9 protein-coding genes are annotated in these 6975 nt (G+C 62.1%); 6 read left to right on the plus strand and 3 right to left on the minus strand.

Features of this window, described 5'->3' with window-relative positions; genetic code table 11:
* Positions 1–33: 33 nt before the first annotated feature.
* Genes tnpB (AC3WRR_RS04710) through tnpA form a run of 3 tightly spaced genes read right to left on the minus strand, consistent with a single transcriptional unit; the run spans position 34 to position 790 of the window.
* Positions 34–213, minus strand: coding sequence for an IS66 family insertion sequence element accessory protein TnpB (gene tnpB, locus AC3WRR_RS04710; protein ID WP_338404736.1), 180 nt, complete (start codon positions 211–213; stop codon positions 34–36).
* Positions 138–383 (minus strand): IS66 family insertion sequence element accessory protein TnpB, encoded by a 246-nt coding sequence (gene tnpB / locus AC3WRR_RS04715; RefSeq protein ID WP_058697597.1) that lies wholly within the window; start codon positions 381–383, stop codon positions 138–140. The genes tnpB (AC3WRR_RS04710) and tnpB (AC3WRR_RS04715) overlap by 76 nt, the downstream gene beginning before the upstream one ends.
* The gene (gene tnpA / locus AC3WRR_RS04720; RefSeq protein WP_058697598.1) at positions 377–790 is read right to left on the minus strand and encodes an IS66 family insertion sequence element accessory protein TnpA; all 414 of its coding nucleotides are present in this window, start codon (positions 788–790) and stop codon (positions 377–379) included. The genes tnpB (AC3WRR_RS04715) and tnpA overlap by 7 nt, the downstream gene beginning before the upstream one ends.
* Before the next feature lie 143 nt (positions 791–933).
* On the opposite strand from tnpA, the gene AC3WRR_RS04725 reads away from it, so the two are divergent.
* The 6 genes from AC3WRR_RS04725 (at position 934) to AC3WRR_RS04750 (ending at position 6746) form a co-directional block, all read left to right on the plus strand.
* A complete protein-coding gene (locus AC3WRR_RS04725; RefSeq protein ID WP_058697599.1) occupies positions 934–1809 on the plus strand; it encodes a 3-hydroxyacyl-CoA dehydrogenase family protein in 876 nt (291 codons plus the stop codon).
* 1 nt (position 1810) lies between these two features.
* A complete protein-coding gene (locus tag AC3WRR_RS04730; protein ID WP_058697600.1) occupies positions 1811–2476 on the plus strand; it encodes a 3-hydroxyacyl-CoA dehydrogenase family protein in 666 nt (221 codons plus the stop codon).
* On the plus strand, positions 2473–2616 hold the full coding sequence (locus AC3WRR_RS04735) for a CoA transferase (protein WP_412459401.1): 144 nt from the start codon (positions 2473–2475) through the stop codon (positions 2614–2616). Before AC3WRR_RS04730 ends, AC3WRR_RS04735 begins: the two co-directional genes overlap by 4 nt.
* A gap of 31 nt (positions 2617–2647) precedes the next feature.
* Entirely contained in the window at positions 2648–3052 is a 405-nt protein-coding gene (locus AC3WRR_RS04740) for a CoA transferase (RefSeq protein WP_412459402.1), read from the plus strand.
* Positions 2958–3152: a LysR substrate-binding domain-containing protein gene (locus tag AC3WRR_RS04745; RefSeq protein WP_233528068.1), complete on the plus strand. Its 195-nt coding sequence runs from the start codon at positions 2958–2960 to the stop codon at positions 3150–3152. Before AC3WRR_RS04740 ends, AC3WRR_RS04745 begins: the two co-directional genes overlap by 95 nt.
* A gap of 174 nt (positions 3153–3326) precedes the next feature.
* The gene (locus AC3WRR_RS04750; RefSeq protein ID WP_081050230.1) at positions 3327–6746 is read left to right on the plus strand and encodes an adenylate/guanylate cyclase domain-containing protein; all 3420 of its coding nucleotides are present in this window, start codon (positions 3327–3329) and stop codon (positions 6744–6746) included.
* Positions 6747–6975: the final 229 nt, after the last annotated feature.

Here is a 6975-nt window from a genome sequence, read left to right on the forward strand (position 1 = left end):
GCCATGATGCGCCAGCGCCGGCAGGTTTACAAGTCACGAGATGCGCGTGGCCGTGACAGTGCGGTGGGGTCGAACCGCCGGGATCTCGATGCCTTCGAGCCAAGCGTTCAATTCGGCCAGTGTGAAGCCACGCTGGGCTAGTGTCGCGGGCGAGGGAAACCGGCCGTGCGAAAGCCGCTTGTACCACAACGCGAAGCCGGTGCGGTCCCCCAATACAGAATCTTGACCTTCGATCGATCTCGGCCGACGAAGACAAACAAGTGCCCCGACAGCGGACTCTTGGCCAGCAACGGCTCCACCAGATACGATAGGCCGTCGATGGACTTGCGCATGTCGACCGCGTCACGGCAGATGAAAGCCTGCACATCGCCGCCGATCAGCACCGGCCGCCTCCCAACTGCCCCAGCACGAAGCGCACGATGCGTTCGGCATGCATCCCACTCAGCTCGATACGCGCGCCGCCGAGCGTGACGACCACTTGGTCGCGAGACTTCGACGGTAGTGGGTCGCTCGCCGACACGACAGTCGGTACTGCGACCGTTGCCGCGGCGATGAATGCCGTGTCCGCGGTCAATGCCATTGGCGGCACCACGGGCAGTTGCTGCTCGTGGCTCAAGCGCTTGCGCCACAAACCGAAAGTGCTGACCGCCAAGCCGTGCTTCCGGCAGAAGGCGCGGATGCTCCCGCCACTGTTCCCCCATTGCGCCAGTAGATCGCGCCAGAAAGCTTCATCGTGGCGGTCATACCTTGCCCCGGCTCGTCCGCTCTTGCCTTCCCGCTGATTGGCCATCGCTTCACTCCCAGTGATCGTGAAGCTCCTACCTTCTCATCGCCGCCCTCTACTCGCCAGACGGGTTCCGCTGACGGTTACAGATCAATCAGGTGCACCGCCAGTTGATTGGCCGCAGCTTCCTGAGGAAATAGGAGACGGATATGACAACCATTCAAACCGTCGGCGTCGCGGGCGCCGGCACCATGGGGGCGGGCATTGCGATCGTTGCGGCCCGCGCGGGATTCCGGACCATTGTGTTCGACATGCGACAGGAAGCGCTGGATCGTGCCCGGGGCCAGACGGAAGCGTTCCTGACGAGATCTGAGCAGCGCGGCAAGCTGCCGGCAGGCGCCGCCGCTGCCGCGATGCAACGCTGGAAAGGAACGACGGAGCTGTCTGGGCTGGCCGAGTGCGACCTTATCATCGAGGCCATCTTCGAGGATTTGTCGGTCAAGCATCAATTGTTCGGTAAGCTCAACGAGGTTTGCCAGCCAAGCACCATCTTCGCGTCCAATACGTCGACGATATCAATCACCCAGATCGCCGGCGGATCCGGCCGCCCGGACTGCTTTGTGGGCATGCATTTCTGCCTGCCGGCACAGTTGATGAAGCTGATCGAAATGTCGCCTGGCCTGGCCACCTCGGACGACACCTTCCAGAAGGCGTGGGCCTTCGCCCAGGCCATGGGACAAAAGCCCGTGGCCACGCAGGATACGCCGGGGTTCATCCTTAACTATTTCCTGATTCCCTTCAACAACGACGCGATTCGTCTGGTCGAACAAGGGGTGGCCGAGCCCGCCGATATCGATGTCGCCATCAAGACAGCCATGGGCTATCCGATGGGACCCCTCGAACTGCTGGACCTGGTCGGCATGGATACGCAAAAGCTGCTGTGTGAAGCCATGCACGGCCTCACCCACGAGCCGCGCGCGGCCTGCCCCCCGCTGGTGCGACGCATGATCGCGGCCAACCGCCTGGGCAAGAAGACCGGACAGGGTTTTCGCACTTATGACGACACCAAGATGTTTGGAGCCTGATATGCGCTACGAGATCGTACAAGCCGGCCAGAGCCGCTCCTTTCCTTCCGCCCACGCGTTCTTGGAGCAAGCCGCGCCACAAGGCGAAGGCCTGTGTTACCTGGGCGCCAAGGCAGGTCGGGCATACAGCCGGGGCGCCGGGCACGCGTCTCGCACGTTCGTCGCCATTGAGCTGGGAGCCGAATGCCTGGGCTTCCACACCGGCGAAAGCCGGGGTCTCGAAGGGTCCAACGTGGTGGGCTTCGCCCGCTTCCGTCTGGGCGATGGCGAACCCAGCCCCCTCGTGGAACTGGTCAGGCAGCCCGGCACGCATCCCGCTGCGCTGCAGGCGGCCAAGGCGGCCTTCCAGGCGGCCGGCCTGGTCGTGGCGGTGTGCAATGATTTCCCGGGACGTATCGTCGACAGGCTGATCCGCCCGTATTTCAATGCGGCGCTGCGCCGGCTGGACGAGAAGCTGGCCAGCGCGGACGACCTCGACAAGACCCTGTGCCTGGGCCTGGGCTATCCGGAAGGACCGATCTCGCTGCTGGAGCGCACCGGCCTGGTCCACCATTTCCACGTCACCCAGGCGCTGCATGAAGCGCTGGGGCAGGAGCCCTACGCCCCTGCGCGTCGTGCGCGGGTGGCCGCCGAGCGTGATGACCGGGTCAAGCGGGGAATGCCATGATGCAGCCACAGAGCGGTGTCGAGGTGCTGGACTTCAGCACCCTCCTGCCCGGGCCACTGTGCTCCCTGCTGCTGGCCGAAGCGGGCGCCGACGTCATCAAGCTCGAGCGCACGGTGCGTGGTGACGAGATGCGCCTATGAGCCAAAGGTCGACGCGGACAGTGCAAACTTCGTGCTGCTCAATCGCGGCAAGCGTTCGATTGCCATTGACCTGAAGTCGCCCGACGCGCTCGACCAACTGACGCCGCTGATCCGGGATGCCGACGTACTGATCGAACAGTATTGTGCCAGTCTGATGGAGCACCTCGGACTGGGCTATGCGGCCCTGGCGGAGATCAATCCGTGGCTGGTCTACTGCTCGATTACCGGCTTCGGGCAACACGGTCCCCGCGCCGCGGAGGCCGCGCACGACGTTGGGGTTCGCAGGGGGATTCTCGGCAATCCTCGACTATCGTGTTCCGGATTTCATCTCTGCGATCAGTCTGGCTTCGGCTGGGTACGGCGTGGCTGTCATACCCGAGTCCATGCGGAATTTTCTACAGCCGGAGGTTTGTTACAGAGCCATCCAGGACTTTGAATATGCTGTTGATTTGGCAATCGCTAGCCGGAAGCGAGAGCTTTCCCCTGCAGTTCGCGCCTTTGTTGAGGAGTCATTGTCTTGTGAAACTCGGTCATAGCATTGCCGTATTCAAGTGACGGGCTTTTTCGGCTTGTCTCTCGCAGAGCAGGGTGGTCTTCGACTGGGTCTGCGGGCCGCAGCCGATCCTTCGGGCACCCGAGCACTGATTGATACCGGCATCAATTGGGCGTCTAATGGCCCATAAGGCGGGCCGGAGTGGTCGAGAGGTTATATGCGCTGCACAAAATGTGGGTTCGAGAATCCCATAGCGGCAAAATTCTGCGAAGAATGCGGCGCCAAGCTGACATGCGTCTGTCCACGCTGCGGCCACGAGTCGAGCCCAACAGCCAAGTATTGCAGTGAGTGTGGCGCGTCTCTAAGTGCAACCCCGCTTGCGGAGTCTGCTGCCCCGGTTCATTACACGCCACCCCACTTGGCCGAGCGCATCCTGGCCGAACAGGCAACGCTGGAGGCCAGGGGGGAGAGCGCGGGCGAGCGCAAAACGATCACGGCGCTGTTTGCCGACATGGCCGGATCGACTGCGTTGATCCACGACCTGGATCCCGAAGAAGCACGCCATCTCATTGACCCTGTGGTGGCACTTATGATGGAGGCCGTGCATCACTACGAGGGCTACGTCGCCAAGTCCCTGGGCGACGGGATCCTGGCGCTGTTCGGTGCGCCGATTGCCCATGAGGACCATCCTCAGCGAGCGTTGTATGCGGCACTACGCATGCAGGACGCGATGCGCCGCCATGCCGACCGTGTTCGCCTGGAACGGGGTATTGCACTGCAAATTCGGGTTGGCATTCACACGGGCGAAGTGGTGGTCCGCTCGATCCGCAAGGACGACCTGCGTACCGACTACGACCCGGTGGGGCATACGATTCACATTGCATCCCGGATGGAGTCGATGGCCGCGCTCTCGTCCATCCTGGTGAGCGAATCGACATATCGATTGACCGATGGATACTTTGATTTCAAGGCATTGGGGGCGATTCAGGTCAAGGGAATCCCCAAGCCGCTCGATGTCTACGAGGTCCTGGGCCTCGGCCCGCTGCGGACCCGGCTGCAGGTGGCGGCACATCGGGGCCTGGCCCGGTTCGTGGGCCGCCAGGCTGAACTGGACCATATGCACCACGCGTTCAGGGAAGCGGCGGCGGGGCAGGGCCAGATCGTCGGCGTGGTGGGCGAGGCCGGGATAGGGAAGTCACGACTGTTCCACGAGTTCAAGGCGCGTTCGCAGCGCGGCTGCCTTGTGCTGGAAACCTTCTCGGTTTCTCACGGCAGGGCCTTTGCCTATTTGCCGCTGATAGAACTCTTGAGGAATTACTTCCAGATTAATGCGCAGGATGAGGAGCGGGAGTGTCGGGAGAAGGTTACCGGTAGGGTCCTCACGCTTGAGCGCGGTCTGGAGGATCTGGTGCCCTACCTGCTCTATCTGCTAGGTATCAACGAGCAAGGCTCGGCGCTGGGCGACATGGACGCCAGTATCCGGCGCGAGCGTACCTTTGATGCGATCACGCGCCTGCTGGTGCGCGAAAGCCTGAATCAGCCGATCGAGCTCCTGTTCGAGGACCTGCAATGGCTGGACGCCGAGACGGAGGCGTTCCTCACATTCTTGGCGGAGCGCCTGGCGGATGCCCGCATCCTTCTCCTGGTGAACTACCGGCCCGAGTACCAACCGACTTGGGGCCCAAAGTGCCGCCACACCCAACTCGTGCTGGCGCCCTTGGGGCCGGCCGAAGCGCAGGGTTTGCTCAGTACCCTGTTGGGCGATGATCCCGGACTCGCCTCTCTCAAGCAGAGAATCCTGGAAAAGACCGAGGGCAATCCGTTTTTCATCGAGGAGGTAGTCCAGACACTGGCCGAGGAGAAGGCGCTGCTGGGCGTGCCCGGAAACTACCGAATCGAGAAGACGCCCGCCAGCTTGCACATTCCGACAACGGTGCAAGGGGTGCTCGCCGCCCGCATCGACCGGCTTCCCCTGGCGGAGAAGGCGCTGCTGCAAACGCTTGCGGTGATTGGCAAAGGGTTCCCTCTGAGCCTGATTCGGCAGGTTGTCGGGCAGCCGGAAGATGAGCTTCGTCGTTTACTATCCCGCCTCGAGACTGGCGAGTTCATCTACGAGCTGCCAGCCTTCCCTGAGGTGGAGTATTCGTTCAAGCACGGCCTTACGCAGGAGGTCGCCGGCCGCTCCCTGCTTACGGAGCAGCGCATTGCGCTACATGAACGCACGGCCCAAGCTATCGAGGCGTTCTACCCCTCCCGGTTGATGGACTATTGCAGCGTACTGGCTCACCACTACAGCCTGAGCGGCAATATTCCGAAAGCGGTGCAATACCTGCACTGCGCGGGGCAACAGGCCCTCCAGCGCTCATCCAATTCTGAAGCGGTTCATCACCTGAACGCGGCCCTTGACCTGCTCAGGCGCCTGCCCGATTCGCCGGAACGGGGCCGCCAGGAACTCTCAGTGCAGGTTACGCTCGGGCCGGCCTTGATGGCGACGAGGGGTTACGCCGCCGCGGAGGTGGAAGCGACTTATACGCGCGCGCTCGCATTGTGTCGGCAGATTGGGGAAACTCCCCAACTTTTCCCGGTGCAACAGGGACTGCGGCTGATCTATCAGTTGCGAGCGGAGTACGAGACCGCAAGGGAAATAGGTGAGCAGTTCCTCCATGTTGCCCGGAATGCCCAGGATCCGGAACTGCTTGTGGAGGCCCATTGCGGACTTGGGGGGAGCGCATTCTGGCAAGGGGAGTTCGTTCCCGCCCGTGCTCATCAGGAGCAGGCGCTTGCCCTCTACGACCCCGAACTGCATCGTGCGCATGCTTTCATCTACGGTCTGGATCCGGGCGTCCGCGCCCTGGACTTCGCGGCTTTGAGTCTGTGGCAGCTGGGCTATCCGGATCAGGCCTGCAAAAAAAACCAAGAGGCACTTGCCCTGGCCCAAAAGATTTCCCACCCGCTTGGCTTGGCCTTCACGCTGGTCACCACGGCCATGTTTCGCCAGTTTCGACTTGAAGCGGGTTTGACCCGGGAGTACGCGGAGTCGGCAATCACGCTTTCGACCGAGCAGGGGTTTCCGCTGTACCGGGCTTGGGGAACCATCCTCCGGGGCTGGGCACTGGCAGAGCAGGGGCACGGCGAGGAGGGGATCGCTGAGATACTTCAGGGTCTGGAAGCCTACCAGGCCACAGGGGCGGCTCTGGGTCGGTCGTACTTTCTGGGGCTGCTTGCCGCAGCCTACGGGCACGCCGGACAGGTGCAGGCTGGGCTGAAAGCGCTGGACCGGGCGCTCTCGGTAGTGGAGGGGACGGGAGAGGGTTATTACGAGGCGGAACTGCATCGCCTCAAGGGAGAATTGACCCTTCGTCATCAGGGTGGTCAGTCTAAGGAGTCGCCGGGGCTACAGGAAGCAGAAGCGTGCTTTCATCAGGCAATTGCAGTGGCGCGCCACCGCGGTGCAAAATCTCCTGAGCTTCGCGCCATACTGAGCCTGGCTCGTCTTTGGCAACAACAGGGCCAGCGGGAGCCAGCCTTGCACATCTTGACTGAGATTCATGGCTTCTTCACCGAGGGGTTCGAGACTGCCGACTTGAGCCAAGCGAAAGCGCTGCTTGACGAATTGGCGCAGATCGATGGGCCATAGCGGGAATAGGTTTGATGCGCAACTGAACGTTGCGTCACGCGCAAAGGCAGCTTTTTGTACAAGATGGTCCGTGCTGGCAAGCTGACTTCCCGCTTATCGGCTTATCGTTGCGTGGGACGCAAAGCAATTACCCAGATCAGCTGGATTGTCATGTCTGTGTGGCGGCTCCAAAGTATAGCCATCACATGGAGATGCTCATGGACACCCAGCTCACACCCACTCCCCGCCC

The organism is Cupriavidus sp. FW305-3-2-15-C-LB2, assembly GCF_058787575.1.